Origin of the sequence: Arthrobacter livingstonensis (genome assembly GCF_003219815.1) — a bacterium.
In the GTDB taxonomy this organism is placed as follows: Bacteria; Actinomycetota; Actinomycetes; order Actinomycetales; family Micrococcaceae; genus Specibacter; species Specibacter livingstonensis.
Map to the genome: position 1 here is coordinate 19917 of NZ_QJVD01000022.1, position 22344 is coordinate 42260.

The 22344-nt window shown below is 65.5% G+C and carries 23 protein-coding genes and 1 pseudogene; 8 read left to right on the plus strand and 16 right to left on the minus strand.

What is annotated here, in order from left to right; all coding sequences use genetic code 11:
* Nucleotides 1–367: 367 nt before the first annotated feature.
* Nucleotides 368–520, plus strand: a complete 153-nt coding sequence (locus CVV68_RS23600; protein ID WP_170133236.1) for a hypothetical protein — start codon at nucleotides 368–370, stop codon at nucleotides 518–520.
* 455 nt (nucleotides 521–975) lie between these two features.
* Here the strand turns inward: CVV68_RS23600 and pheT are convergent, their stop codons facing one another.
* Nucleotides 976–3519, minus strand: coding sequence for a phenylalanine--tRNA ligase subunit beta (gene pheT / locus CVV68_RS17325; RefSeq protein WP_110502256.1), 2544 nt, complete (start codon nucleotides 3517–3519; stop codon nucleotides 976–978).
* Between the two features lie 3 nt (nucleotides 3520–3522).
* Nucleotides 3523–4614 (minus strand): phenylalanine--tRNA ligase subunit alpha, encoded by a 1092-nt coding sequence (gene pheS, locus CVV68_RS17330; protein ID WP_110502257.1) that lies wholly within the window; start codon nucleotides 4612–4614, stop codon nucleotides 3523–3525.
* Between the two features lie 184 nt (nucleotides 4615–4798).
* Between pheS and CVV68_RS17335 the strand changes: the two genes are divergently transcribed.
* The 4 genes from CVV68_RS17335 to CVV68_RS17350 are packed head-to-tail and all read left to right on the plus strand — an operon-like array spanning nucleotide 4799 to nucleotide 7702.
* Complete coding sequence (locus CVV68_RS17335) at nucleotides 4799–5443, plus strand: hypothetical protein (protein WP_110502258.1); 645 nt, start codon at nucleotides 4799–4801, stop codon at nucleotides 5441–5443.
* A complete protein-coding gene (locus tag CVV68_RS17340) occupies nucleotides 5440–6549 on the plus strand; it encodes a hypothetical protein (protein WP_110502259.1) in 1110 nt (369 codons plus the stop codon). Before CVV68_RS17335 ends, CVV68_RS17340 begins: the two co-directional genes overlap by 4 nt.
* Nucleotides 6546–7046, plus strand: a complete 501-nt coding sequence (locus tag CVV68_RS17345) for a hypothetical protein (RefSeq protein WP_245933616.1) — start codon at nucleotides 6546–6548, stop codon at nucleotides 7044–7046. The genes CVV68_RS17340 and CVV68_RS17345 overlap by 4 nt, the downstream gene beginning before the upstream one ends.
* Nucleotides 7043–7702 (plus strand): SIMPL domain-containing protein, encoded by a 660-nt coding sequence (locus tag CVV68_RS17350; protein WP_110502260.1) that lies wholly within the window; start codon nucleotides 7043–7045, stop codon nucleotides 7700–7702. The genes CVV68_RS17345 and CVV68_RS17350 overlap by 4 nt, the downstream gene beginning before the upstream one ends.
* A 66-nt stretch (nucleotides 7703–7768) precedes the next feature.
* Here CVV68_RS17350 and CVV68_RS17355 read toward each other — a convergent pair whose 3' ends face one another.
* Nucleotides 7769–9274 carry a long-chain-fatty-acid--CoA ligase gene (locus CVV68_RS17355; RefSeq protein ID WP_110502261.1) on the minus strand — a complete coding sequence of 502 codons (1506 nt, stop codon included), beginning with the start codon at nucleotides 9272–9274 and terminating at the stop codon, nucleotides 7769–7771.
* Between the two features lie 150 nt (nucleotides 9275–9424).
* On the opposite strand from CVV68_RS17355, the pseudogene CVV68_RS17360 reads away from it, so the two are divergent.
* A pseudogene (locus CVV68_RS17360) lies at nucleotides 9425–10510 on the plus strand (Rv2578c family radical SAM protein); the annotation flags it as partial.
* Between the two features lie 282 nt (nucleotides 10511–10792).
* Here CVV68_RS17360 and CVV68_RS17365 read toward each other — a convergent pair.
* Both CVV68_RS17365 and CVV68_RS17370 read right to left on the minus strand, forming a co-directional pair.
* Complete coding sequence (locus CVV68_RS17365; RefSeq protein ID WP_110502263.1) at nucleotides 10793–10996, minus strand: DUF5302 domain-containing protein; 204 nt, start codon at nucleotides 10994–10996, stop codon at nucleotides 10793–10795.
* A gap of 66 nt (nucleotides 10997–11062) precedes the next feature.
* Nucleotides 11063–11491 (minus strand): (deoxy)nucleoside triphosphate pyrophosphohydrolase, encoded by a 429-nt coding sequence (locus tag CVV68_RS17370; protein ID WP_110502264.1) that lies wholly within the window; start codon nucleotides 11489–11491, stop codon nucleotides 11063–11065.
* A 149-nt stretch (nucleotides 11492–11640) separates the two neighbouring features.
* On the opposite strand from CVV68_RS17370, the gene CVV68_RS17375 reads away from it, so the two are divergent.
* Nucleotides 11641–12855 carry an MFS transporter gene (locus tag CVV68_RS17375; RefSeq protein WP_110502265.1) on the plus strand — a complete coding sequence of 405 codons (1215 nt, stop codon included), beginning with the start codon at nucleotides 11641–11643 and terminating at the stop codon, nucleotides 12853–12855.
* Nucleotides 12856–12959: 104 nt separating this feature from the next.
* Here CVV68_RS17375 and CVV68_RS17380 read toward each other — a convergent pair whose 3' ends face one another.
* The 5 genes from CVV68_RS17380 to infC form a co-directional block, all read right to left on the minus strand.
* On the minus strand, nucleotides 12960–13901 hold the full coding sequence (locus CVV68_RS17380) for a cation diffusion facilitator family transporter (RefSeq protein WP_110502266.1): 942 nt from the start codon (nucleotides 13899–13901) through the stop codon (nucleotides 12960–12962).
* 223 nt (nucleotides 13902–14124) lie between these two features.
* Nucleotides 14125–15036, minus strand: a complete 912-nt coding sequence (locus CVV68_RS17385) for a TrmH family RNA methyltransferase (protein WP_110502267.1) — start codon at nucleotides 15034–15036, stop codon at nucleotides 14125–14127.
* Nucleotides 15037–15098: 62 nt separating this feature from the next.
* Nucleotides 15099–15482: a 50S ribosomal protein L20 gene (rplT, locus tag CVV68_RS17390; RefSeq protein ID WP_110502268.1), complete on the minus strand. Its 384-nt coding sequence runs from the start codon at nucleotides 15480–15482 to the stop codon at nucleotides 15099–15101.
* A 109-nt stretch (nucleotides 15483–15591) separates the two neighbouring features.
* A complete protein-coding gene (gene rpmI, locus CVV68_RS17395; protein WP_110502269.1) occupies nucleotides 15592–15786 on the minus strand; it encodes a 50S ribosomal protein L35 in 195 nt (64 codons plus the stop codon).
* A 107-nt stretch (nucleotides 15787–15893) separates the two neighbouring features.
* The gene (gene infC / locus CVV68_RS17400) at nucleotides 15894–16976 is read right to left on the minus strand and encodes a translation initiation factor IF-3 (protein WP_245933617.1); all 1083 of its coding nucleotides are present in this window, start codon (nucleotides 16974–16976) and stop codon (nucleotides 15894–15896) included.
* 324 nt (nucleotides 16977–17300) lie between these two features.
* Here infC and CVV68_RS17405 point away from each other — a divergent pair, with 324 nt between their 5' ends.
* Nucleotides 17301–17708, plus strand: coding sequence for a DUF1844 domain-containing protein (locus CVV68_RS17405; protein ID WP_110502271.1), 408 nt, complete (start codon nucleotides 17301–17303; stop codon nucleotides 17706–17708).
* A gap of 124 nt (nucleotides 17709–17832) precedes the next feature.
* Here the strand turns inward: CVV68_RS17405 and CVV68_RS17410 are convergent, their stop codons facing one another.
* The 6 genes from CVV68_RS17410 to CVV68_RS17430 form a co-directional block, all read right to left on the minus strand.
* Nucleotides 17833–18723, minus strand: a complete 891-nt coding sequence (locus CVV68_RS17410; RefSeq protein ID WP_110502272.1) for an SseB family protein — start codon at nucleotides 18721–18723, stop codon at nucleotides 17833–17835.
* Nucleotides 18724–18728: 5 nt separating this feature from the next.
* Nucleotides 18729–19469, minus strand: a complete 741-nt coding sequence (priA, locus tag CVV68_RS17415) for a bifunctional 1-(5-phosphoribosyl)-5-((5-phosphoribosylamino)methylideneamino)imidazole-4-carboxamide isomerase/phosphoribosylanthranilate isomerase PriA (RefSeq protein ID WP_110502273.1) — start codon at nucleotides 19467–19469, stop codon at nucleotides 18729–18731.
* 44 nt (nucleotides 19470–19513) lie between these two features.
* On the minus strand, nucleotides 19514–19669 hold the full coding sequence (locus CVV68_RS23605; RefSeq protein WP_170133237.1) for a CG2302 family histidine operon protein: 156 nt from the start codon (nucleotides 19667–19669) through the stop codon (nucleotides 19514–19516).
* Nucleotides 19670–20353 (minus strand): imidazole glycerol phosphate synthase subunit HisH, encoded by a 684-nt coding sequence (gene hisH, locus CVV68_RS17420; RefSeq protein WP_110502274.1) that lies wholly within the window; start codon nucleotides 20351–20353, stop codon nucleotides 19670–19672. It abuts the gene before it with no gap.
* Nucleotides 20350–20976 carry an imidazoleglycerol-phosphate dehydratase HisB gene (gene hisB / locus CVV68_RS17425; RefSeq protein ID WP_110502275.1) on the minus strand — a complete coding sequence of 209 codons (627 nt, stop codon included), beginning with the start codon at nucleotides 20974–20976 and terminating at the stop codon, nucleotides 20350–20352. The genes hisH and hisB overlap by 4 nt, the downstream gene beginning before the upstream one ends.
* A gap of 189 nt (nucleotides 20977–21165) precedes the next feature.
* The gene (locus CVV68_RS17430; protein WP_110502276.1) at nucleotides 21166–22263 is read right to left on the minus strand and encodes a histidinol-phosphate transaminase; all 1098 of its coding nucleotides are present in this window, start codon (nucleotides 22261–22263) and stop codon (nucleotides 21166–21168) included.
* Nucleotides 22264–22344 lie beyond the last annotated feature (81 nt).

Here is a 22344-nt window from a genome sequence, read left to right on the forward strand (position 1 = left end):
AATGAAATTGGAGTCCGATTCAGCGGCGGAAAAGCGGTGGGAGGCCGCCCTTAACCTGGTGGAGGGAGTTCGAGACGACAACTACGGGCGCCGTCGCACCTGGACTTGGATATTCCTGATTGCGCTATTGATAATCGTGGGCTCAGGCGGCATATTGATCGCTGCCGTACTCCCAATGGGAGACCGGACTGAACCGTCCCCGGGGCGAGTGTGGATTGCGGGCGCACTTAGTGTCATCGCGTTTGTATGGATAGTGGTTGTCTTCGTCCATGGTCTCCGATCTAAGAGTTTTATCACTCGCTGGCGGGCCGTTCCATCTCCACTGAACCGGACGGAACGGCGCCGGGTGGTGAAGCAGTGGTGCGCCATGGCGTTCCTCGTCGCTGGACTGCTCCTGAATACGGAATTGAGAATTGTTCAGATCATGGCCGCCGCGTCAATATTCGCGTACACAATCGCCGCCGTGTTGATGTTCCGGGACCGGCGTCGCATTGCCGGATTCCTCCGGCGCAACGAATAGGATCTGCTTTGCTACGCCCCCAAGCCGAACGCCGGGTGGGCGTAAGCAGACCCTTGTGGTATTGGCTTTTGCTCATCCTCGTGCTGATGGTAATCAGTCTTGCGCTGAAGATATTCCTCAACAGCGTAGAACCTTGGTCGGGAATAGCTTTGGGGTTCCAAGGCCTTGCCGTTGTCATCGGCGTCGCATCCCGGGCATTCCAGGTCCAACCGAAACGATTAGTCACCGGTCCCCGAGGCATCGCGGCGCCACATCTACGTCAGGGACGCCATCCATGGGGTGCTATTGCACGCGGGCGCTGTGCGGGACATGTCACGACAGGCCTGAACTGCCGGCACGGCGGACGTTTGCGCCGCAGCCGCCAATGGAACCGGTTCCCCAGGCTCCGCCACGAAGGAGGCCCCGGCGGGCTTGACCAACCGTGGTCGAGCCCGCCGGGACCTCTTGTTGCGACGTTACCGCTGGGTGGCGCCGAACCGTTCGGCGGCCAGTGCGACGGCGGACGCGCGGGCCGCCGATGCCTCGTCGGCTGTCAGCGTGCGGTCCATCGCCCGGAAGCGCAGGCCAAAGGCGAGCGACTTGCTGCCGTCCGGGATGGCCGCGCCCTGGTACTCGTCGAACAAGGCAACGTCCTCGAGCAGCGCCCCTGCACCCTCGCGCAGCGTTTCCAGCACGGCGGCAGCGGGAATTTCCGCGGGAACCACCAATGCCACGTCCTGGGTGGCCACCGGGAAGGTGGAGATCGGCTTGGCCACAATGACGTCGGCAGCGGCGTCAAACACCTTCTCGGCGTTGATTTCCATGGCCACGGTGCGGGCCGGCAGGTGCTGCTCGGCCAGCAGCTTGGGGTGCAGCTCGCCGGCATGGCCCACCACTTCGCCCGAGCGCAGTTTCAGCACGGCGGCCCGGCCGGGGTGGAAGGCCTGGTGCGTGCCCTGCTCAACCACCAAGTCCACGCCGGCCACGTCCGCCACGAGGCGGGCGGCGTCGATGGCGTCGGCCCAGTCCCATGCACGCGGCGTGTGGCCCGGCGCGGCAGGGGAGTCCATGCCGGTAAAAAGCGCGCCGATGGTGAGCGGCTGGTACGGGATGCCGTCGTACAGGGCGTCCAGGACGTCGTCGGACGGCTTGATGCCCAGCGGCGGGATGGAGGCCGTGCCAAAGGTGCCTGAGGGCAGAAACACCAGACCGGACTCGAAGAGCGCCAGATCGTGGAAGCCGCGTGAGTGGTTGCGCTTGGCCGTCTCGATCAGGCCCGGCAGCATCGAGGTGCGCAGGTAGCCGAATTCCTCGCTGAGCGGGTTCGCCAGCTTCACGGCGGATCGCCCGGCGCCGGCCTCGGTGACGCCGAAGGTGTCATTGGCTGCCTTCGACACGAACGGGTAGGCCAGGACCTCGGTCAGGCCGAAATCGGCCAGCGCCTGGACCACACGGCGGCGCTGTTGTTGCGTGCGGGAGTAGCCTCGCCCGGGAGGGGCAACGGGCAGGGTGGCCGGGATCAGATCGTAGCCCACCAGCCGGGCCACCTCCTCGGTCAGGTCCTCGGGGGTGACCAGGTCGTGGCGCCAGCTCGGCGCAGTGACGTTCCATCCGCCGTCGACCGTTTCCACCACGCCGCCCAGGTCCTCCAGGGAAGCAACAATCTGTTCAGGCGGGAAGTCGATGCCGATCCGGGCGGAGGTGAATCCCGCCGGCAGGAACACGGTCACGGGCGCCGGCGCAGTGCCAGCGTCGGTGCCGGTGGTGTCCTCGGTGCCGCCGGCCAGCTCGACCAGCAGGTTCACGGCGCGCTGCGCGGCCTTGTCGGCAACGTTCCAGTCCACGCCGCGCTCAAAGCGCTTGGACGCCTCGGAGGGCAGCTTGTGGCGGCGTCGCGAACGGGCGATGGAGACTTCCTCGAAGTGGGCGGCCTCGATCAGCACGGTGGTGGTGGCCGCGGTGACCTCGGTGGAAGCCCCGCCCATAACGCCTGCGACACCGATGGCGCCGGAGCCGTCGGTGATCAGCAGGTCCTCGGCGTCCAGGGTGCGGACCTTGCCGTCAAGGGTTTCCAGCGTTTCGCCGCCGGAGGCGCGCCGGACCACGATCCCACCGCTGAGCTTGTCGGCGTCGTAGAAGTGCAGCGGCTGCCCGAGTTCCAACATGACGTAGTTGGAGATGTCGACGGGCAGCGAGATGGACCGCATGCCGGCCAGGCGCAGCCGGGACGACATCCACGTCGGAGTTGGCGCAGCCGGGTTAATTCCGTGGACGGTGCGGGCCACAAAACGGTCGCAGCCGGGCAGCCCGTAAATGGGGGCGTTGTCATCCAAACGGACAGGAAAACCCGGGCCCGTGGCCGCGGTGACGGAAACCAGGGCGGCGGGGTCGGTGAAGGGTGTCCCCGTGGCGTGGGCATACTCGCGGGCGGCGCCGCGGATGCTAAACACATAGCCGCGGTCCGGGGTCACGTTGATTTCGGCGGCCGAGTCCGTCAGCCCCAAAAGCTCCAGCGCGTCGGTGCCCAATTCCGGGTCAAGGCCCAGGGTGGAGAGCACCAGGATGCCGTCGTGCTCCTCTCCCATGCCCAACTCGCGGACGGAAGCGATCATGCCCGCCGACACATGGCCGTAGGTTTTGCGCGGGGTGATGCGGAAGTCTCCGGGCAGCACGGCGCCGGGCAGGGTGACCACCACCTTGTCCCCCACCTCAAAGTTGTGGGCTCCGCACACAATGCCCTGCACGCCGGACGGGTCAATGCCGTCAATGTCCAGGGCCTGCGAAGCGCCTTCGGGAACCACCCGGACGGAGCACCAGTTGATGGTCTTGCCGTTTGTCTGCGGCTCCTTCACCAGCGAGAGGACCTGGCCCACCACAATGGGCCCGCTGATCGAATCCAGCGGGCGGTGGACATCTTCTTCCTCAAAGCCAACCTTGACCAGCTCGGCCATAACGTCTTCGGCAGTTGCTCCTGCCGGTACCTGCGCGTACTCGCGCAGCCAAGTCAGTGGAATACGCACCGCTTAGATCTCCATCCCAAAGTGTTCGCTGAATCGTATGTCGCCCTCGATCATGTCGTGCATGTCGGCTACTTCATTGCGGAACATGAGCGCACGCTCAATGCCCATGCCGAAGGCAAATCCGGAGTATTCGTCCGGGTCGATGCCGACCGCGCGGAGCACGTTCGGGTTGACCATGCCGCAGCCGCCCCATTCGATCCAGCGCGGGCCGCCCTTGGCCCCCGGGTGCCAGACGTCCAGCTCGGCGGACGGTTCGGTGAAGGGGAAGTAGTTCGGGCGCAACCGGACAATGGCTTCCTCGCCAAACATCTGCCGGACAAAGTGCTCCAGCGTGCCGCGCAGATCGGCCATGGACAGGCCCTTGTCGATGGCCAGGCCCTCGAACTGGTGGAAGACCGGCGTGTGCGTGGCGTCGAGCTCGTCGGTGCGGAACACCTTGCCGGGGCACAGCACGTAGACGGGCAGTTCGCGTTCCAGCAGGGAGCGGACCTGTACCGGTGACGTGTGGGTGCGCAGCAGCAGGTGGGCCTCGGGCGGCTCCACGAAGAAGGTGTCCTGCATTTCGCGGGCGGGGTGGTCCGGCTTGAAGTTCAGCGCGTCGAAGTTGAACCACTCGGATTCCAGCTCCGGGCCTTCGGCAATTTCCCATCCCATGCCCACGAAGATGTCGCACACACGGTCCTGCAGCGTGGACAGCGGGTGGCGGGCACCGGCCCGGCGGCGGCGCGGGGCCGCCGTGACGTCAACGGTCTCCTCGATGAGGATGCGGGCGGCGTCCTCGGCCTCGAGCACCCCGGTGCGGGCGGCGAGCGCCTTGGCAACGCGGCCGCGGGAGGCTCCCATGAGCTTGCCGGCGGCGGCCTTGAATTCCTTGGACAATCCGCCAATTACACGGTTGGCCAGGCTCAGCGGGGACTTTTCGCCGGTGTGCGCCAGGCGGGCGGACTTGAGCTCATCAAGGTTGGCTGCGGCAGCAATGGCTGCGAGCGCCTGCTCGACGGCGGCGCCGATGGCGGCCTCGTCCAGCGGGTCCGGGGCGGCGGGGATGGATGATTCGGGCGCGGGGGCGGCCGTCTTCTCGGGAGTGTCAGACATCTACAGTTTTTACCTAAGCTCGTGTGCGGGTAAGCGGCGGGGCAGCTCCTCCCGCCTCATCCAGTCTAGAGGACGGCCCGCAGGGTTTTTGAATTGGCTCCGGCGCCGTTCCGGGGCCCAATCGGTACGGACTCTTTACCCTTTGCCCATCCCCTCCCGCGCACTGCCTTGCTACGCTCAGGTCATGCCCACCCGTGCAGCCTTCCCGGCAAGGCGTACGACGCCGGACGCGCGCCTTGCGCTGCTGGCCTGCCTTGCGCTGTGCCTGGGCGCTGCCGGGCTGGCCGGGTGCGCGGCCTCCCCCTCTTACCCTCCTGCCCCATCCCTTTCCCCGCCTGCCATCAATTCACCGGGCATCCTCACGCATTACACGCCCAACCCGGCTGCCCTTCAGGATTCCGCCAACTGCCCGGCGAACGCATCCTGGCTGTTGCATGGCGACCAGCCTGCCGCCGCAGTGAAGGACTTGATGGGCAGTGTGCCGGCGGGATTTGTGCCGGTGGCTGTGGTGGAGTGTAATCGCGGCCCGGTGCCAACGTCGGCGGGCGCCTCCCCTGTGCAACCCACCATCGTGGAGGACCACCTCTCCGGGGACTACGCCCCGCTGCTGGCGGCCTTGGCGGTGTCAAGTGACAGGCAGGACGGCGTTAATTGCACCGCCCAGTTGGAGGTGACGCCCGACCTGTGGTTGGTCAATGCCGCAGGCAAAGCCGTGCATGTCATCTGGCCCACGGATGCCTGTACGTTTTCCAAGCCCGGGGTGGCGAAGGCGCTGGCCGCGCTGCATGTTGCGTCCACACAACAGCTGGAAATACCGGTGGCTCCATGATTGGGGCAGCTTTGGCGTCCGGCAGGCACCGCCCGGGCCTGGTTGCCACCACTGTGACCCTTATGGCCGTCCTGGCCCTGTGCCTGGGCGGGTGCACAGTCATCACCGGCGGCGTCACGCACTACACCCCCGCCCCCGCCGCCCTGCAGGAGAAGGCGGACTGCCTGGCGACGTCGTACTGGAATGAGCCACTCATGACCGCCCCACCGGACGTTGCGGACAAGATGGGCAGCGTGCCGCAGGGCTTTGTCCCGGTGGACGTCGTTGAGTGTTCGCCGGGACAACGCATCTTCCGGCAAGTGAGTACGGAGCCGGCCTGGGCCTCCATCCTGGAACAGCACTTCTCCGGGGACTACGGCCCGCTTCTTGCCGCCCTGGCGGAACAAAGCGAGCGGCAGAATGGCGGAAACTGTGTCGCCATGGCGGAGACAATCCCCGATCTGTGGCTGGTCAATGCCGCAGGCAGGGCGGCCCACGTCGAGTGGCCCCATGATGCGTGCAATTTCTCCAAACCCGGCGTCCGGAAGGCCCTGGAGGCCTTGAAGGTAACGTCCTCCAAGTCCATCGACGTCCGGCCACCCGACGCCGTCGAGTCATTCACCCCCGCGCCCGCCCGCATCCTGGCTGGCGCCAACTGCATGACCACTGCCCATTGGTACGAAGGAGCCGGCCTGGCCGACCCTTCCGCCAAGGACATGGGCAGCATTCCCGAGGGCTTCGACCCGGTCTCGGCGGTGGAGTGCACCGCCTTTGGCGAGAACTTTACCGATGCCAAAGGCACCTGGCGGACCATCACCGAAAAGCGGCTCACAGGAGACATGGCGGTCCTCGTCAAGACGCTGCGCGAAACCAGTGACAAGGCGGTGGGACCCTTGGTGTGCGAGGCGAGCCTGGAGATCATTCCGGACCTCTGGCTGGTGGACGCCGAGGGCAAGGCCATCCACGTGCAGTGGCCGCAAACGGCCTGCCACAAATCCAAGCCGGGGACCAAGGAAATGCTGGCCCGGATGCATGTCGTGAAAATAAAGGTCTTGAAGGCTGTCCTCCAAGAGACTCCACGGCCCAAGACGCTCCCCTCGGCCGCGTCCACAAGAACTGCCCCATGAGGCCGGCCCTGCGCGTACGCAAGGTGGCCAATGTGCTGAACCTGTCCACGGCCGCCGGCCTGCTGCTGGCGGTCCTGAGCCGCACGCCAGTCGAACGTGGCCCGGACGGGCTGCTGCTGGGCACCCGCTACCGCCCGAAGCTGCCGCTGGCCGTTGCCTTTACCGTGGGCAATGTCATTTTCTACCGTGCCGAGCGGGCCTTCATCGACTCCCGCCCGGATCTGTTGCGTCACGAGGCCGGCCACGCCACCCAATATGCCTGGTGCCTGGGGCTGCCATTCCTGCCGCTGTATGCCGGCTGCGCAGCCTATTCGTGGTGGCGCACCGGGGACCCCGGCAGCCGGAACTTCTTTGAGCGCAACGCCGGGCTGGCCGACGGCGGCTACCGCGAGCTGCCCACGATCGCCAGACTGCCCGCGCTGGGGAACTTTTTGCGAACCGTCACGTTATCCAAGGCAACAGGCACCACCTCCCCCAAGGAAAGGCCCTACCCATGAGTGAATCCGCCACCACCGCAGGCCATGCCAACACCATCACCGTAAGCGGGCGTGGGGCCGTCAACGCCGAACCCGACTACTTCCACATCCACATCGGCATCGAAGCCCGGCGCAACAACGTCAAGGAAGCCTACGCAGCGGCGGCCGACGCCGTCACCGCGGTCCAACAGCGCCTGGCCGGGCTGTCCGTGGCCCGCGATGTGGTGGGCACCGAGGCACTGAACGTCCATGCCGATACACAATGGCAGGAGGGCAAGGTCAGCGTCGTCACCGGCTACGTTGTCACCACCAGCCTCAACGTCGTGCTCCGCTACGACGACGCCGCGGCGGACATCATCGCCGCCGTGGTCGACGCCGGCGGTGACGCCGTGCGGCTCAACGGCCTGTCCCCGGCGGTCTCTGACCCTTCTGCAGCCCAGGATGCTGCGCGGGCCGTGGCCTGGGCCGACGCCCGGCACGCGGCCGAGCTCTACGCCGGGATGGCCGGGCGCACCCTGGGCGCCGCCACGGCCATCACGGAGATACAGGACCAGGGCATGATGATCCCCATGGCGCGGGCCGTATCCCGGTTCGACAGCACGTCCCTTGCCCTGCCGTTGGAAGCGGGCCAAAGCAGCATCACGGCCACCGTCCAGGTCACCTGGCAGCTGCTATAGGAACCAACCCACGCACCGGCGGCCGGACACCATGGCTGCCCGGCCGCCGTCGTACGTCTGCGGTGATCAGGCCTGGGGGATGGTGATCTCGCGCTTGAGGATCTTGCCTGTGGGACCCTTGGGCAGGGTGCCCATGATGATGACCCTGCGCGGGAACTTGTAGGCGGCCACCCGGTCCTTGACGAAGTCCCTGATGCTGGCGGCAAGCGCTTCAGGATCGTCGGAGCCGTCGGCCCCGGCCTTGAGCGCAACCGCTGCGTAGACTTCCTCGCCGTGCACGTCGTCGGGGCGGCCCACGACGGCGGCCTCGGCCACGGCCGGATGCTCGTACAGGACCTCCTCGACCTCGCGGGGATACACGTTGTAGCCGCCGCGCAGGATCATGTCCTTCTTGCGGTCCACAATGAAGAAGACGCCGTCCTCATCCCTGCGGCCCAGATCCCCGGTGCGGAACCAGCCATCCGGCATGGCCGCCTCCGTTGCCGCGGGGTTGTTCCAGTAGCCCTTCATCACAAAGGGCCCCGCCACGGCAATCTCCCCCACGGCACCGGGCTCGACGTCGTTCCCTCCATCATCGACGACCCTGAGCTGTGCGCCGGCCACCACGGTGCCAACGGACCCTGGCTTGCGGATGCCGTCCATCTGGTTGAAGGTGATGACGGGGGACGTCTCCGAGAGGCCGTAGCCTTCGAGCATGGTGGCGCTAAACGTGCTTTCAAATTCGTGCAGGACTTCCAGCGGCAGCGGCGAGCCGCCCGAGGCCGCAACACGGAGGCTGGAGACGTCGTAATTCTCCCGCCCCGGCGTCCGCAGCAGCGCGATGTACATGGTGGGGACGCCCTCGAAGATGGTGACCTTGTCCCGCTGGATGATTTCCAGGGCTTTGACCGGGTCAAACTTCGGCAGGATGGTGACGGTCGCCCCGGCCATGATGGCCGAGTTCAGCGCGCAGGTCTGTCCGAAGATGTGAAAGAACGGCAGGCCGCCAAAGATCACGTCCCCGTCCCGGCTGCTGAACAGGCTCACGGAGACCTCTGCGTTGCTGCGCAGGTTTTCGTGCGTCAGCTCGGCACCCTTGGGCCTGCCCGTGGTGCCCGAGGTGTACAGGATGACGGCGGTGTCCCCCTTGTCCGCCGCGGCCACCTCGGAAAGGGGCTCAAGGGGAGCCAGCAGGGCCATGAATCCGGCGTCGATGGGGATGATCGTCGTGCCGGTCTCCGCGGCGCCGGCGGCAACCTCCCCCATGACGCCTTCCCAGGCAAAGGCCAGCTCGGCGCCGGAGTCCTTGAGGTGGTATTCAATCTCGCGTGCCTTAAGTAGCGGGTTCAGCGGCACCACGATGGCTCCGTAGCGCAGGATCCCGTAGTAGATGGGCGGCATTTGCGGCAGGTTGGGCGAAATCAACGCCACCCTGTCCCCCGGCTTGGTACCGCGGGCGGCCAGCAGCGCTGCCACCTTGGCACTGAGCACCTCCAGCGCACCAAAGGAGATTTCAATGTCATCCATTTTGATGGCTACGCCCGCAGGGTTTCTTTGCGCGGATGTGCCCACGATCGTGGCCAGGTTTGTCATGGTCGCTCCTTAACGGGACGGGGAGGCACCGTCGCCTCATGGTGACAGCATAGCGCCCGAAATGTGATCTGGGGCATAGTCATACCCGCGGGTAACTTCTCGGGATATCCCGGCATTGACGGAAAATAGAATATATGTTCGAATTGATGCATGCGGTGGACCAAGCAACAACTCGACCAGCCACTTTTCCCGGCCCAGGGGCTGCCCGGGCAGGACGGGGACGGCCCGGTGACGCTGCCCCTGCTGCCCCTTGCAGGCCTGGTCAAGAGCGTGCAGACGCCGGAGTTTGCCGGTATCACCTTTCACGAAGTGCTGGCCAAGAGTGCCTTGAACAAGGTGCCGGCCACGTCTTCCATGCCTTTCACCTGGACAGTCAATCCATACCGCGGCTGCTCCCATGCGTGCGTGTACTGCTTTGCCCGGAAATCGCACACGTACCTGGACCTGGACGCCGGGGCGGACTTTGATTCGCAGGTGGTGGTGAAGGTTAACGTGGCCGATGTGCTGCGCAGGGAACTGCACAAGCCATCATGGCAGCGCCCGCACGTGGCGCTGGGCACCAACACCGACCCCTACCAGCGCGCCGAGGGCCGGTACCGGCTCATGCCTGGAATCATCTCCGCCCTGGCCGACTCCGGCACGCCGTTTTCCATCCTCACCAAGGGGACATTGCTCGCGCGGGACATCCCCCTGCTGCAGAAGGCGGGCGGCCAGGTCGGCGTGGGCATGGGCATCTCACTGGCCCTCCTTGATGAGGAACTGGCCGCGGCCATCGAGCCGGGCACGCCGTCACCCAAGGCGCGGCTGGCCCTGGTCAGCAAGCTGCGCGACGCCGGACTGCCGTGCGGGGTGATGGCCATGCCCATCCTGCCGTGGCTGACGGACTCCGAGGAAGCCCTGGACACCTTGTTCGCGGCTCTTGCCCGTGCCGGAGCCACTGGCGTCAGTGCCGGAGCCCTGTACCTGCGCCCCGGCACCCGAGAATGGTTTATGCAGTGGCTGGCCCGGGAGCATCCCACCCTGGTGGGCCGCTACCAGCGGCTGTACGGCCAGGGCTCCTATGCCGGCAAGGAGTACAGGCAGTGGCTGGCGGCCCGCGTGAATGAAGCCAAGCGGCGCCACGGCTTTGCTGGCTCCGCCGGGTTCATCCATGATCCCCGCCGGGAAGAAGCCAGCTACCCCGCCGGCAGCCTGCCATCCGGGACATCCAGGTCGGGGCAGTCACCGTCGGAGCAGACAGAGTCTGGACAGTCGCAGTCCGGGGAGCCCTGGTCGGAGCAGACAGAGTCTGGACAGTCGCAGTCCGGGCACCGGACGCCGGCGCGGCTCGACGGTTCCCCCGCTCAGCCAAGCCGGTCCGGGCAGCAACATCGGTCCGCACAGGATTCGCCCGCACAAAGGGCAGGGGCCACCGTGAGTGCCCCTGCCCTTGCTGAATCTGCGCCCACCCTATTTTAGAAACTGCCGGTTAGGCAATTGCCACACCGCAGGCGGTCCGGCAACTGTGGGAGCCCGCGCCTATCCGCTCTTGCGGCGGAATTCGCGCTTGTGCTGTGCGGCTCCATGCTGCGCGTTGATCTTGGCACCGTTGGAGGCCTCCACGCTCCCGTGGTGTTGGTTCTTCTTGTTCTCCAGCGCCTGGCGAAACTTTTCCTTCGTTTCTTCACTGGCACCGCCGGCCTCTGCCGGGACTGAATCGTTGTGGTTCTCGGACGATGTCACTGCACAACCTCCTTGAGCTTTTGGGTAACCCCCAGTCTGGCACAGGGGCCGCCATTTCCAATACCCTCAGCCCGGTGTGTTCAGGCGCTTCAGCGCCTGCACAATGGGCAGGTCGGCCGGGATCCACGACAGCGCCAACACTTCCGTTCCGCCCAACTCCACCCAGCGCAGTTCGTCGTGGTCCTCCAGGGGTTCCGGCGAGCCGGCAGTCACCAGGGCCAGCCACACGCGCATGGCGGCCTTAATGCTCAAGGGCCAGCCATCCGGCGTCGGGCCTTCCAACTCAGCGCCCAGGCGGACCGAAACACCAAGCTCCTCGGCGAGCTCGCGGTGCAGCGCCTCCTCGGCGTTTTCGCCGGTCTCCACCTTGCCGCCTGGGAATTCCCACATGCCGGCGAATTCCGGTGGCGCCGTCCGCCGGGCGGCCAAAAGCCGGGTGGGCCGGGTCAGGGAGTCGACAAGGGCCGCACCCACAATTTGTTTACTTTTTGTCACGGACCCAGCATAGGCACAACTAGACTGGATGCGGACAGCGCCGTCTTGTCCACCTTTTTAGCGGCCCCGTTGCCTGCGCTCCAAGCAGCAGCTCCGCCCGCCTGCCAGCCTTTGCGCAGCGGCGAACATACCCAGTGGGAGACTGCGTCATGACCACCACGAGCACCCTGCGGGCCACAAGGCCCGCCACACCGAACGCCGCAGCCTGGGCCATCTTTGCCCTGGCCATTGGCGGATTCGGCATCGGCACCACCGAATTTGCCATGATGGGTCTGCTGCCCAACGTCGCCGAGGGCGTGGGAGTCTCCGTCCCCGAGGCCGGACATGTCATCTCCGCCTATGCCCTGGGCGTGGTAGTCGGCGCCCCCCTGCTGGTGGCGATCAGTGCCAAGTGGCCGCGCAAAACCCTGGCGCTGGCCCTCATGGCGTTGTTCACCTTGGGTAACCTGTCATCGTTCTTCGCCCAGGATTACACCACCTTGATAGTGACCCGCTTTGTTGCCGGCCTGCCCCATGGGGCCTACTTTGGCGTGGCCGCCGTCCTGGCGGCCTCCCTGGTGTCGCCCACCAAGCGCGGGCGGGCCATTGCCATGGTCATGATGGGCCTGGCCGTTGCAAACGTGGTGGGCGTGCCGCTGGCCACGTTGGTGGGCCAGCAGTTCGGCTGGCGGCTGATGTTTATCCTCGTTGCCTTCATCGGGCTGGTGACCATCGCCTTCATCGCCGTGGTCATCCCGCCCCAGAAGGCACACCCGGATGCCAGCCTGCGCCGGGAGTTGAGCGCCCTGAAGACGGGCCAGGTCTGGCTGACCCTGCTGGTCGGCGTGGTGGGCTTCGGCGGGTTTTTCGCCGTCTACACCTACGTGGCCAACACCATGACCGAAGTCGCCGGGTTCCCGGCAGAGTTCCTGCCGGTCATTGTGGGCCTGTATGGCCTGGGCATGGTCGCCGGCAGCTTTGTGGGCGGAAAGCTGGCGGACTGGTCCGTGCTGGGCAGCATCTACATCGTCATGGCCTTCATCGCAGCCATGCTGGTGACCTACACCTTCACCGTCCACATCCAATGGCTTGCACTGGTCATGATCTTCATCATCGGCGCCTCCGGGTCCATGCTGATCCCGTCGCTGCAGACCCGGCTGCTGGATGTTTCCCCCGGCGCCCCAACCCTGGCGTCCTCGCTGAACCACTCGGCATTGAACATGGCCAACGCCCTTGGCGCCTTTGCCGGCGGGCTGGTCATTTCCTGGGGCTGGGGATTCACGGCTCCTGCCATGTTGGGCGCCGTGCTGGCCGTTCTCGGCCTGGGCCTGGCACTCGTGAGCGGACTGCTCGAAAAGCGCAGCGGCGCCCGCACCCCACGGTGACCGTCGCGCCGTCGCGCTCTATAACTTCTGCGCCGCAAGAGGCTGAAAATTACCGCGTCCGGGCGATTTTCCAGCCCCTATTGCGGCTCAGATGCGGGTTGGACTCAGGGCTGGGGTGACGCCGGGGTGGCTGCGGCGGAGTAGATGTCCGGTTCCAGGTAGATGACCCTGGCGATCGGAACGGCTGCGCGCACACGCCTTTCGGCGGCGTCGATGGCGGCGGCGATCTGCGCCCCGGTCTCCGTCTCCTCGACGGCAATCTTGGCGGCCACAAGAAGTTCTTCCGGCCCCAAGTGCAGCGTCTTCAGGTGGATGATGCCGCTAACGCCCGGGCCCACCAGGGCCGTCTCGATGGCGCGGACGTCCTCCTCCGTGGCCGACTCCCCCAGCAGCAGGGACTTGGTTTCCACAGCCAAAATGATGGCTACGGCCACCAGCAGCAGGCCAATCAGCCCTGTGCCAGCAGCGTCCCAGTGGCCGTTCCCGGTCACGATAGTCATGGTGACCCCAAACAAGGCGAAGAGCAGGCCCAGCAAAGCCGCCGAATCTTCCAGCAGCACCACGGGAAGTTCGGGGGCCTTGGCCGTCCTGATGAACTGTCCCCAGCTCTTGGACCCGCGGGTGACGTTGGACTCCTTGATGGCCGTACGGAAGGAATTGCCTTCCAACAGGATCGATCCAAGCAACACCACCAGCGGCACCCAGGCCCACTGCGGTTCCATTCCGTGGGGGTGCTTCCATTTCGAATACGCCTCATAGAGCGCAAACACGCCGCCGACGCTAAACAGGATAATGGACACCAGGAACGCGTACACATAACGCTCGCGGCCGTATCCGAAGGGGTGCTCGGGGCTTGCCTGCCGTTTGGCACGCTTGCCGCCGACAAGGAGAAGCAGCTGGTTTCCCGAATCGGCCAGCGAGTGGATGGATTCGGCCAGCATGGACGATGACAACGTCAGCAGGTAGGCCAGAAATTTCAATACTGCAATGGACAAGTTCGCTGCCAGCGCCGCGATGATCGCTTTGTTGCCGCCTCCGTGAGCCACGATGGATTCCCCTCAAATGGTGCGTCTTCATGGTGGGGACATGACGATGTTCCCTGGACACATTGTCCTGCAAGGATGCTACCCGTTGCGTAGCAACGACCCGGCCTGTCGCCTGGCGGCCCGGGTCCGCTGCGCCGGCCCGCTGGCGCCCCGGTCCGCTGCGCCGCACGTCGGCCCGGGTCAGCTGAGCCCCACGTCGGCCCGCGCTGCGCTGGGCAGTGCTTCAGCCCACGCGGCGCTGGGCCCGCGCACTGGCGTACAAGCAAACGGTGGCTGCGGTGCCCAGGTTCAAGGACTCGGCCTCGCCGTAGACCGGCACTGCCACGCGGTGGTCCGCCAAGGCCTTTTCCTCCCCGGCCAGCCCCTGCGCCTCATTGCCGAAAAGCCAGAGCGTGGGGTCCTCCAGCACATATTGGGAGTCGGGGATCTGCTGCTCAAACGCCCGGGCCGCACTTTCGTCCTGCAGCAGGTCAAGGTTCAGCAGGCCGTAGCCGTCCGCCGCGAGAACGCCGAGGCCGGCCGACTTCGCCGCGGCAACCACGTCCGGCAGCTCCACGCCCCGGACAACCGGCAGGTGAAACAGCGAACCGGCGGTGGAGCGAACGGCCTTGGGGTTGTAAATGTCCACGCTTGAGCTGGAGAAGATGACGGCGTCAGCGCCGGCTGCGTCGGCGGCCCTCAGCACGGTTCCGGCGTTGCCCGGATCCTGTACGCGGCACAGCATGGCAATCAGCTTCGGCTTGGCAGCGAGCACTTCCGCCAGCGGCACGTCCACAAAATTGCACACGGCCACGATGCCCTGCGGGGCGACGGTGTCCGTCATGGCGGAGAGCACCAGGTCGCTGGCAATGCGTATTTGCAGCCTGGCAACTGGATGGGAAGCCAGTTCCATCAGCTCAGGCTGGCGCTTGAGGCATTCCACGGTGGCGTAGACCGCCTCGATGATGGGACTGCCGCCGGCGTCAAGGCAGTCGCGGTGCGCCCGCAGGGCCTCGCGCACGCCCTGCGGGCCCTCAACAAAGAACTGACGGCGCTTTAAACGGCCCGAGCGCCCTGCCAGCTTTGCAACATCCCTCACTCGATCTGCTCGAGGATTGGTCATTGCATCAACTGGCGGGCGCCCGGGTTCACTCATGCTTAGGACTTTAGCAGTCCGCCATCACGAATACGGAACGCACGGTTCCGTTCAAAACAGTCCTACTTTGCCGCCGGCGCGGAGGTGTCTGCCGGCAGTGCCGCCTTGGCGAGCTTCACCAGTGCAGCGAAAGCACCGGCGTCGTTCACGGCCAGGTCGGCCAGCATGCGGCGGTCAACCTCGATCTGAGCGGCCTTCAAGCCCTGGATCAGGCGGTTGTACGTCAGGCCGTTGGCGCGGGATGCAGCGTTGATGCGCTGAATCCAGAGGCGGCGGAAGTCACCCTTGCGCTTGCGGCGGTCGCCGTAGCTGTACACAAACGAGTGCAGCAGCTGCTCTTTGGCCTTGCGGTACAGGCGAGAACGCTGTCCGCGGTAACCCTTTGCGCGCTCAAGAATAACCCGACGCTTTTTGTGGGCGTTTACCGCCCGCTTCACACGTGCCACGTGCGTACTCCTTCAATTTTAAAGATCCCAAGCCAATCATGCCGGGGAAGGCTTTTTTTGGATTGGTGTTAGACCCAGGACTGGGAATGACACCGATTGACTTGCGAAATTAGATGCCGAGCATCTTTTTGATGTTACGCACATCAGCCTTGGCGACCGTGAGGTCTCCCTTGAGGCGGCGCTTCAAGCTGGAGGACTTGTGCTCCAGGTAGTGGCGGCGGTTGGCCTGCTGGCGCTGAAGCTTACCGGAACCGGTGAGCTTGAATCGCTTCTTTGCACCACTGTGTGTCTTCATTTTAGGCATGAGGACCTGTCTCCTTACGTATCCACCGGCGCTGCCTGTGGTTCTCTTGCAGCGACCGGTTGGGTCACTGTGGGGGTGTACTTTCACCGCTGAAAAAGGGTCAAACCCTATTCAGCTGAGTCTTTGGTGTCGGTCGCAGCCGTGCTCTTTGCAGAGGCAGGCTTTGCGGCCGGCTTGGCTGCCGCTTTCGCGGCGGGCCTGGCTGCAGGCTTGACAACCGGCTTGGCCATGGGCTTGGGCATCGGGATCGGCTTGGCAGCAACCGGCTTCGGCGCGACTACAGGCTTTGCGACTACCGGCTTGGCGGCCGGCGCCTTCACTGCGGCGGGTGCCTTGGCAACCGGGGCCTTCACCTCGGGAGCCTTGGCGGCGGCCGGCGCCTTCGCTGCGGCGGGTGCCTTGGCTGCCGCCCTGGGTGCAGGCTCGACGGCGGGCGCTTGCGTTGCTGCGGGCACGCTGGCCTTGGGCGCCTCCTCCGCGGCGGCGGGGGCGGTTGTCTCGACGGGAGGTTCGGCCGGTACCGTGGCGACGCTGGCGGCGGGAGCCCCGGCGTCGTCATTCAGGTGCAGGCCTTCAGGCAGGAGGTCTGCCAGGGACTGCGTCATGGGCGCCTTGTTCTCGCGGTCCACATCAACGCGGGCCGTGCCATTGGCGACCGCCTCGTTGTGTGCCTTGGCGTCGGCGCGCTGCTGTTCGCGGCGCGCCTCCGCCTTCGCTTCGGCCTTATTCTTCAAGGGCCCGATGACCATGACCATGTTGCGGCCGTCAATGCGGGGGCTCGACTCGATGATGCCAACCTCGGCAACGTCTTCAGCGAACTTCTGGAGCAGGCGGATGCCCATCTCCGGACGCTGCTGCTCACGGCCGCGGAACTGAATCATGGCCTTGACTTTGTCGCCGGTGCCGAGGAAGCGCAGGGCATGGCCGCGCTTGGTCTCGTAGTCGTGCTTGTCGATCTTGAGACGGAAGCGGATTTCCTTCAGAACGGTGTTCGTCTGGTTTTTCCGGGCTTCACGCGCCTTGACGGCGGCCTCGTACTTGTACTTACCGAAGTCCATCAGTTTGCACACCGGCGGCTTGGCCGTCGGTGCTACCTCAACCAGATCCAAGTCCGACTCGGCAGCCAAACGGAGGGCATCCTCAATGCGGACGATCCCAACCTGTTCGCCTGCCGGCCCAACCAACCGCACCTCAGGGACGCGGATACGATCATTGATGCGTGGCTCGCTAATGTGTAACTCCTGTTGTCATGAGAAATGTGTGCGCCATCAGCAACAGAAGAAGGCCTCCCATCGCTGATGCAATCGGAGGCCTCGAAGGGTTGGTGCCGCGGCGCCCATCGCAGGGGTGCGGCCAGCCTTCACATGAAAGGCACCAACCAAAACCAGACAACGCCATTGCTGGGTCGAAAGGTGGGAGAGGACTCCACTTGCAAACTGAATGCGTAGAAAATCACGGGGTTTGCGCCCCGTTCAAGTAACTGCACTCAGTCGGTCTGTGACAAGCTTAGCAGTATGAGTAGCTCAGATAATAATTCGGACACCCGCCACAGCTTCGAGACCGCACCGGAGGAGTCGCTCGGCGATGCCGAAGCGGCGTCAGTGGTACGCGACATCGCCGAAGTACCGGCCGTTGAGGTCATCACGACCGCCGCCGTCCATCTCATGAGCGCCGCCGCCGTCAAGTGCGGCCTCGCCGCCGGCCCCGACGCTGAGGACCTGAAGGACCTGGACGAGGCCCGCAAGCTGATCACCGCACTGGCCGGGTTCGTCACCGCCGCCGCCCCGGAGATCGGCAGCCAGCATGCCGGACCGTTGCGCGACGGCCTCCGCTCCCTGCAGCTCGCGTTCCGTGAAGCCTCGGAATTCCCGGACGCACCGGGCAAGGGTCCGGGCGAGAAGTTCACCGGCGCAGTCAACTAGCAGTTCACGCGCTCCGGCGGCGCGTCGACTGTGCAGTGGCAGGTCCGGGCCAAGGGGCTGCCGTGCCAAACGACGTCGAATTCGCGCGCGAACTCCCCTATCCCGGTCCCGTCCCTGCCGAGGGTTAAGTGTTGGGGCCGGGATGGAGCAACCGTATCTGGACGGAATCAACGGCCCGCGCAAAGTATTCGTTCCCGGCCCAATATGTCTGCAGGGAGTAGAGGACACCCTCCACTGCCGGTTGGTCAAGCCCCGGTTGCAGGGCAATGGAGACGGCCAGCTCCGGTCCGGCACCGCCGCCTGCCATTATCCGTCCAGACGGTCGTATATTTTGGTCCCAGAGGGATTCGATCCCCTTCCCGGCGCTTGCGGAAATACCCAGAATGGCCGGATTTCCGGCGGACGCCAGGGAGTCCTCCAATACCTGCATAACGACTGGGTCCCCATAGCTGGGTTGCCAGTCCTGCTGCTGGGCAAGGGCCCACATGGCGGGCCGGCGCACCACAAACGGCCTGTCGCTTCCGGGGTCCAGCACCAGCAGTTGCGCTTCCTCCGCCACGGCGGACAGTGCGGCCCTGGCGGCATAGACTGCCACGGGGCGGGCCTCAGGATGCCAGTTGGACAAGGCCGCGGCATGGGTGAACGCCGGCAGTGCCCGGCGTCCGTCCGGCGCCTGGACGGTGACAAGCGCCATGTCCGACTCCTTGTCGGAGGCCAGCCCGTTTTCGCCCACGACTTGTTCGGCCAGCTGCGCCACGATGGGAATGAACACCCGCGCCTGCGCCAGCGCCGCGACAACATCCGCTTCGGAGCCGCCTCCCCCGGCCAGCCGCCCAAACGCAGCCTCCAAGCGGGAATCCATGCCGCCGTCGTCGGCGTCAAAGTTGTGGTATTTCTCCCCGTCCGGCAATTCCCTGCCCGCCCATGGCTGGCCGGCCGAGTCCGTTGTTCCGCCGGCGCCGGCAAGCGCAGCGGCGATGTGTGCGGGAAGTTGCTTGTGGGGCATTTCAGTCATGGTGTTTAGCGGCGTCCGGCAACGTCGAGGGCCTGGGGCAGCGTGAACTTGCCCGCGTAGAGGGCCTTGCCAACGATGGCACCCTCGACGCCGCCGGCCACCAGCCCCCGCAGTACGCGCAGGTCATCCAGACTTGATATGCCCCCTGAGGCGATCACGGGTTTTGAAGTCCGTTCGCACATTTCCCGCAGCAGTTCCACGTTCGGGCCGCGCAGGGTGCCGTCCTTGGTGACGTCGGTGACGACGTAGCGGGCACAGCCGGCGTCCTCCAGGCGGGCCAGGACTTCCCAGAGGTCCCCGCCTTCCTTCGTCCAGCCGCGGCCGGCCAGGGTGGTGCCGCGCACGTCGAGGCCGACGGCGACCTTGTCACCGAAGCGTTCGATGGCCCGGGCGGTCCACTCCGGGTTTTCCAGTGCCGCGGTGCCCAGGTTAACGCGGGCGGCACCCAGTTCCAAGGCGCCTTCCAATGAGGCGTCGTCGCGGATGCCGCCGGACAGCTCCACCTTCACGTCGAGGGCCTGGACCACTTCACGCAGCAGTGCCAGGTTGGAGCCGCGTCCGAAGGCGGCGTCCAGATCCACGAGGTGGACCCACTCGGCGCCGTCGTTCTGCCAGTTCAACGCGGCTTCAAGGGGTGAGCCGTAGCTGGTTTCGGAGCCGGCTTCGCCTTGGACGAGGCGGACGGCCTGGCCGTCAGCGACGTCAACAGCGGGCAGAAGTTCCAGGATGGAGGCGGTGGTGGTCATCGGGTCCTCAACGTGTTGGTGGTGGGGCGGGCGGTACGGGCGTCTCAGCCCTGAAGGGTGAACAGGTAGGCCGCGATGAGCGACATGACGGCGAGAAAGACAAAGCTGATGGGAATCCAGCGGGCGGTTTTTTGCTGGTAGAACGTGTAGGCGCCGCCAAGGAGCAGACCGCCCAGTGCCATGAGGAGCAGCGAGTACATCTAGTCCCTGTCCCCCTTCAGGGACTGCACCCAATTGCGCAGCAGGCGCGCCCCGGCGTCCCCGGACTTTTCCGGGTGAAACTGCGTTGCGCACAGCGGGCCGTTTTCCACGGCGGCAATGAACGGCGCACCGTGTTCAGACCAGGTGACCGCAGGCGGTTTCATCTTCGGCTGGATGACATCAAAGTCCCAGCTTTGCACGCCGTAGGAATGCACAAAGTAAAAACGCTCGTTCTCCACACCGTTGAACAGGATGGAACCCTCCGCGGCCTTCACGGTGTTCCACCCCATGTGCGGAACCACATCGGCAGGCAGCAGCTCCACCGTCCCGGGCCATTCCCCCATGCCTTCTTCGCGGACGCCGTGTTCCACGCCGGCCTCAAAGAGCACCTGCAGGCCCACACAAATGCCCAGCACCGGTCGTCCCCCCGCCACTCGGCGGCCAATCATGCGGATGGCATCAACGCTTTTCAGCTCCGCCATGACGGAGCCGAAAGCGCCGACGCCGGGCACCACGAGGCCGTCTGCGCCCAAGACGTCGTCGGGCCTGGCGCTCAACGTCACCTTGGCGCCGGCCCTTTCCAGGGCGCGGACCGCCGAACGCACGTTTCCGGAGCCGTAGTCCAGGACCGTGACGGTGGGTTGTCCTGCCGGACCGGTGCCGGTTGCCGCCCCGCTGCTCACAAAAGGCCCTTCGTGGACGGGATTCCGGTAACGCGGGGGTCGTTTTCAATGGCCGAACGCAGTGCCCGTGCGAAGGCCTTGAACTGGGCTTCCACAATGTGGTGGGGGTCCCGGCCCGCTATGACCGTCATGTGGAGGCAGATTTGTGCGTGCAAGGTGATGGCCTCAAACACGTGGCGTGTCAGCGAACCGGTGAAGTGGCCGCCGATCAAGTGATACTCCTGGCCAGCAGGTTCGCCGCTATGGACCAGGTAGGGCCGTCCGGAAACGTCGACCACGGCGTTCGCCAGGGCCTCGTCCAGCGGAATGGTGGCCTCGCCGAAGCGGCGGATCCCTGCCTTGTTGCCGAGCGCCTCGCGCAGCACCTCGCCGAGGGAGATCGCCACATCCTCCACCGTGTGGTGGGCGTCGATGTGGGTGTCCCCGGTGGCCTTGACCTTCATGTCAATCAGCGAGTGCTTGGACAGCGCCGTGAGCATGTGGTCGTAAAACGGCACGGAGGTGTCAATGTCTGACACCCCGGTGCCGTCCAGGTTGATCTCGACCAGCACGCTGGATTCGCTCGTGGCGCGTTCCAGGCGTGCCGTGCGTCCCTGGCCGGGCTGCGGGCTGTTCTCGGTCATTGTTCTATCGGTCCTTCGGTTCGTTGGCCGCCCATGCCGGGCAGGGCATGGCGCGCGCAACTTTGGTGATGGTGTACCAACAGTTTAGGAGAGAGTGGACGCATCCGCCCAAAGCGGCCCGCTCTGCGCCCACGGCCCCTGGGCGCGGCTCCGGTTATTCGAACCGCGCTGCTTCGTGTCCGGGCCGCGCTACTTCGCCAGGATGTCGCGCATCCCGTTGAGGAACGCGCTGGTTTCAGCCTCCGTGCCGGCAGTGACACGCAGGTGGCCGGGGATGCCGACATCACGGATCAGCACCCCGTCTGCCAATAGCTTCTCCCACACGGATGAGGGGTCTGCCATACCGCCGAAGAGGACGAAATTGGAGTCCGACGGGGCTGGCCGGAGACCCATCTGCCCCAGTTCGTCCACGATGCGGTCGCGCTGAACCTTGATGGCTTCAACGTTGGCCAGGAGTGCGTCCGAATTTCTCAGGGCTGCAACGGCGGTGGCCTGGGTGATGGCGGAGAGGTGGTACGGCAGGCGGACCAGGCGGATCGCGTCGGTGACTTCAGGGGCCGATGCCAGGTAGCCCACGCGTGCGCCGGCCAGCGCGAAGGCCTTGCTCATGGTTCGGGAGACCACCAGGCGGGGGCGGCCCTCCAGCAGGTTCAGGGCGCTCGGCGTGCCGGCATGGGCGAACTCCGCATAGGCTTCGTCAACTATGACAATGGCCGAGGACGCCTCCCCGGCCTCGTAGACTGCCTCCACGACGTCCAGGCCAAGCACCGTTCCCGTGGGGTTGTTGGGCGAACAGAGGAACACGACGTTGGGGGCCAGCGCCTGAACCTGTTCGCCCGCCGACTGCGCCGAGAGGCTAAATCCGGCTCCCCGGACCCCGGCGGCGTAGGCCGTACCGGTGCCGCTGGCCAGCAGCGGATACATCGAATATGTGGGCGGGAAGCCCATGGCGATGCGCCCGGGTCCGCCGAAGGCTTGCAGCAGTTGCTGGAGGACCTCATTGGACCCATTGGCCGCCCAGATGTTCTCCGCCACGAGGCCATGGCCAAGATAAGCGGCCAGCGCCCGGCGCAGTTCAGTGAACTCGCGGTCGGGATAGCGGTTGAGGCCGTCAAGTTCATCCGCCACCGCCTTCAGGATGGCTTCCTTGGCGTCCAGCGGCACCCCAAAAGTGTTTTCATTGACGTTCAGCAAAATGGGAACGTCCAGCTGCGGCGCGCCATAGGGGTGCTGGCCGCGCAAATCGTCGCGAAGCGGTAACTGGCTGAGGCGTTCAAACTGGTCCATGCCCTCAGTTTAAGTTGCATGGCCGGCGAAAATGAACTTGTGACGCCCCATGCCGCCACGAATCTGCTAACGGTGGGCTCA

Bases quoted from the DNA above. Each gene is read 5' to 3' on its own strand.
- CVV68_RS23600 (WP_170133236.1), top strand. From the start codon at position 368: ATGGCGTTCCTCGTCGCTGGACTGCTCCTGAATACGGAATTGAGAATT.
- CVV68_RS17385 (WP_110502267.1), bottom strand. From the start codon at position 15,036: ATGAGTGAACCCGGGCGCCCGCCAGTTGATGCAATGACCAATCCTCGA.
- hisB (WP_110502275.1), bottom strand. From the start codon at position 20,976: ATGACCGAGAACAGCCCGCAGCCCGGCCAGGGACGCACGGCACGCCTG.
- CVV68_RS17345 (WP_245933616.1), top strand. From the start codon at position 6,546: ATGAGGCCGGCCCTGCGCGTACGCAAGGTGGCCAATGTGCTGAACCTG.
- CVV68_RS17430 (WP_110502276.1), bottom strand. From the start codon at position 22,263: ATGGACCAGTTTGAACGCCTCAGCCAGTTACCGCTTCGCGACGATTTG.
- pheS (WP_110502257.1), bottom strand. From the start codon at position 4,614: ATGTCTGACACTCCCGAGAAGACGGCCGCCCCCGCGCCCGAATCATCC.
- CVV68_RS17335 (WP_110502258.1), top strand. From the start codon at position 4,799: ATGCCCACCCGTGCAGCCTTCCCGGCAAGGCGTACGACGCCGGACGCG.
- CVV68_RS23605 (WP_170133237.1), bottom strand. From the start codon at position 19,669: ATGTACTCGCTGCTCCTCATGGCACTGGGCGGTCTGCTCCTTGGCGGC.
- CVV68_RS17350 (WP_110502260.1), top strand. From the start codon at position 7,043: ATGAGTGAATCCGCCACCACCGCAGGCCATGCCAACACCATCACCGTA.
- priA (WP_110502273.1), bottom strand. From the start codon at position 19,469: ATGACCACCACCGCCTCCATCCTGGAACTTCTGCCCGCTGTTGACGTC.
- CVV68_RS17410 (WP_110502272.1), bottom strand. From the start codon at position 18,723: ATGACTGAAATGCCCCACAAGCAACTTCCCGCACACATCGCCGCTGCG.
- CVV68_RS17405 (WP_110502271.1), top strand. From the start codon at position 17,301: ATGAGTAGCTCAGATAATAATTCGGACACCCGCCACAGCTTCGAGACC.
- CVV68_RS17340 (WP_110502259.1), top strand. From the start codon at position 5,440: ATGATTGGGGCAGCTTTGGCGTCCGGCAGGCACCGCCCGGGCCTGGTT.
- CVV68_RS17355 (WP_110502261.1), bottom strand. From the start codon at position 9,274: ATGACAAACCTGGCCACGATCGTGGGCACATCCGCGCAAAGAAACCCT.
- CVV68_RS17375 (WP_110502265.1), top strand. From the start codon at position 11,641: ATGACCACCACGAGCACCCTGCGGGCCACAAGGCCCGCCACACCGAAC.
- rpmI (WP_110502269.1), bottom strand. From the start codon at position 15,786: ATGCCTAAAATGAAGACACACAGTGGTGCAAAGAAGCGATTCAAGCTC.